A 3,532-nucleotide genomic window follows, 5' to 3' on the forward strand; every position below is an offset into this window, starting at 1 on the left:
TCATCATAACCTCCACAATATGTATACTTACAATATTATAAGTTTTTCCTATACATCCACATTTCCCCTATTAATTTCACACTATAGAATTAGCAATTTGAACGATGAAAAAAGTTAGCACATAAAGACGCTTTTCAGAGTTAGTTCTGAAAAGCGCCATATTGTTGAATAACAGTTATTTTATAGAAAATCGTAAAGTTATATATTTAGATTTTTTTATCAAAATTCTGAAATACTATGGACAGTTACATATTGGAGAATTAGGAATCATTCTGATGGTACCATTATAGTTACCTCTTACTTCATTACAAGTCATACCTGGACCACCTCTCGAACAACCACCTGTAGTCAGGCATTCTGGATTTTCCATACCAGAAATTTGAAGGCCACAAACATTTTTTCCTAACAAACTTTTCATTTGACCAGGATCTATTTGCACAACAGGGCCTATTGGTGTACAGTTACCATTTGAACTTGGCCCTAACAACTGAGCTAAAATAATCGGGTTTGCAATAGGGTTGGTGACAGCTGGGTCACTTTCAGTTGGATCACAATATATTGAATCATTTTTAATATTTAAACAAGCATCTACTGTACACGTAGAAAATAGGTATTGTTCAACTATATCCTCTCCACTTCCGTCTGTTAAATTTTGTACGATACAACCATCAATTGGACATATACAACAATCACCTATGTTAACAACACTATCCCTTTTAGAAATTTTCATATATAACATCACTCCTTGATATTTATTTTATGAAAACTTCAATAATTTTGATTAGATATTAGTCCTAGTAAAAATAATTTTGAGTAATCGTTTCACTCGTACAACTGATTATATATCCTAATTAGCTTAATATGGATTTTTTATTACTGAAATAATGATCTATACCTTATTTGTACAATAAATAACATGAAAAATTGCTCTCTTACATAGTTGGTACAATTTAAAAAAACAAACATATATTATGTTGAATTAACTGGAGGGATATCGATGGTTACAATTAGTTTATGCATGATAGTTAAAAATGAAGAAGAAACGTTAAAAAATTGTTTAGAAAGTATCCAGAATGCCTGTGATGAAATCATTATTGTAGATACTGGCTCAACGGATAACACCAAACAAATAGCTTCAAATTATACAAACAAACTCTTTGACTATCAATGGCATGATGACTTTTCTGCCGCAAGAAATTTTGCTTTTAGTCATGCTACCAAAGAATATATTCTTTGGTTAGATGCTGATGATGTGTTACTTCACAAAGATCTTGAAAAGATATTACTGATTAAAGAGACACTTGAGAAATCTGTTGATGGTGTATCAATGATATATAATGCCTCTTTTGATGAATATGGCCATCCGGTTTTTAGTTATAGAAGAAATAGATTAGTACGACGAGATAATCAATTTAAATGGTATGGGGCTGTGCATGAGTATTTAAAGGTGTCAGGAAATATTATTGAATCTGATATAGTCATAACTCACAATAAGGTCTCAAAGACAAATGGTGTAGAAGTAAATAGAAATCTCAATATTTTTGAAAATCGCATAAAGAAAGGAGAAACTTTTTCCCCTAGAGATTTATATTATTATGCTAATGAGTTAAAGGATCATCATCTTCACAAAAAAGCTATCAAATATTATAATGAATTTTTATCTACAAAAGAAGGTTGGGTCGAGGATGAAGTACTAGCATGCCTTTCATTAGCAGACTGTTACAGTTATTTAGGAGACGAAGAAGAAGAATTAAGCTATTTATTAAAATCCTTAAAGTATGGCTATCCTCTTCCTGAAAGTTGTTGTCGTTTAGGTAGTTTTTTTATGAAAAAAAATGATTATCACGCGGCAACATTTTGGTTTCACACAGCCCTAAATAAGAGACCAATTAATAATGAAGGATTTCAAAAACATGCTTATTCTACTTGGTTTCCTCACTTACATTTGTGTGTATGTTATTGGAAGTTAGGAGAAATAGAAAAATCTATACAACATAATAAGAGGGCAGAAATATACCGTCCGAATGATCACAGAGTTGAATACAATAATTTATTTTTTAAAAACTTCTCTAAAGAAATAACTGAAGTCCTTCATAAAAAAAAGGTTTTATATATCGGATGGCTAGGGTATAACAACCTTGGAGATGAATTACTTTGGGAACTTTTTAAGGAAAATTTTAAGAAAGTTACTCTAGATAAAGAATGGGAATTAACTGGTACGATTGGAACATCATCCAAAGAGTATGACATTGAAACGTTTGACTTAATTGTTTTAGGTGGAGGTTCTATTATTAATAGTGATAATATCACCTTTCTACATGAAGCAACCCAAAAAGGTAAAAAAGTAATAATCTGGGGCACAGGTATTGATTGGATTCAATTTGATCATATTCAATTATTAGAAAATGAAAAGTCTATTAATATTGAATCATATTTTTCTAAAAATATCCAAAATAAACTTATTGAAATAATTGATCAAGCTGAATATGTAGGTGTAAGAGGGCAATTAACGTACGAAATAATCAAGCAAATGGGTGGGAATGAAAAAAAGATGATGGTTTGCGGAGATCCCGGATTTTATCTTTCCGAGATATACTATCTCGATGAAGAATATAAAGTCTTCATACCTTTTAAAACAAAAAAGATTATAGGAGTAAACTGGGGCACCTCATTTAATAACATATATGGATTGAATGAAGAAAAGGTAGAAGATTCATTAATAAAGGCGATTAAATCACTAATAGTAAAAGGATATAAAATCTATTTGTATTCAATTTGGGACCAAGATATTCCTGCGTTAAATTCGCTTTATAATAAAATAAATGATCAAGAAAACGTCTTCTTAGATATTAAAATTCATCATCAACATTATTTAATAAATCTTATTTCTAACTTCTATTTCACAATTAATTTTAAATTGCATGCAAATATTATTTCAATCGCTGCCAACACACCACCCATTGCTTTAGCCTATCGATTTAAAGTTTTCGATTTTGCTAATTCTATTGATTTTAATGACTTTATCATATCAACTAATTCAATAAATATAGAAACAAGAATTTTAAAACTGGAATATTTGATTAACCAACAAAGAAATAAGATTGTTGAGAACCTAAAAAAAGAAAAACAAAAGTATTTTAACCTAATAAATATACCCTTTGATAAACAATTGTTTCTTTATTAATTCATTTAGGTTATAAGTTTCTTCTAGCTCTTTATATTATCAGTCATATTATTATATTTTTTTCCTGCTATAGATTCAACTCTGCTTCAATAATCTCATTCCTACTTTCAATAATTGCACCTCCTGTATCCAATTAAAGACATTTGAGAATAAGCAGCTCAACACAACAGGAAACTCATCAAATTAAGATGTATATATTCACAAATAAAAATACTTGTTATTCAACGATGTGGCTCTAAAATGAATAATGGCACATATCTATATTTCAGATGTCGAGTAGAATGGAGTCTTTTTACCTTACGGTAAATTGTACTCCATCCCCTCACAGAACCGTGCTTGCACTATTAA

At 29.9% G+C, this 3,532-nt stretch carries 2 protein-coding genes; one reads left to right on the plus strand and one right to left on the minus strand.

Translation table 11 applies throughout. The features are described from left to right. Positions 1-235 precede the first annotated feature (235 nt). The gene (locus tag JM172_RS24050; RefSeq protein WP_214484919.1) at positions 236-730 is read right to left on the minus strand and encodes a hypothetical protein; all 495 of its coding nucleotides are present in this window, start codon (positions 728-730) and stop codon (positions 236-238) included. A gap of 267 nt (positions 731-997) precedes the next feature. On the opposite strand from JM172_RS24050, the gene JM172_RS25565 reads away from it, so the two are divergent. Further along, positions 998-3,184 carry a polysaccharide pyruvyl transferase family protein gene (locus tag JM172_RS25565; RefSeq protein WP_214484920.1) on the plus strand — a complete coding sequence of 729 codons (2,187 nt, stop codon included), beginning with the start codon at positions 998-1,000 and terminating at the stop codon, positions 3,182-3,184. The last annotated feature ends 348 nt before the right edge of the window (positions 3,185-3,532 follow it).

Origin of the sequence: Bacillus sp. SM2101 (genome assembly GCF_018588585.1) — a bacterium.
In the GTDB taxonomy this organism is placed as follows: domain Bacteria; phylum Bacillota; class Bacilli; order Bacillales; family SM2101; genus Nanhaiella; species Nanhaiella sioensis.

Bases quoted from the DNA above. Each gene is read 5' to 3' on its own strand.
- JM172_RS24050 (WP_214484919.1), bottom strand. From the start codon at position 730: ATGAAAATTTCTAAAAGGGATAGTGTTGTTAACATAGGTGATTGTTGT.
- JM172_RS25565 (WP_214484920.1), top strand. From the start codon at position 998: ATGGTTACAATTAGTTTATGCATGATAGTTAAAAATGAAGAAGAAACG.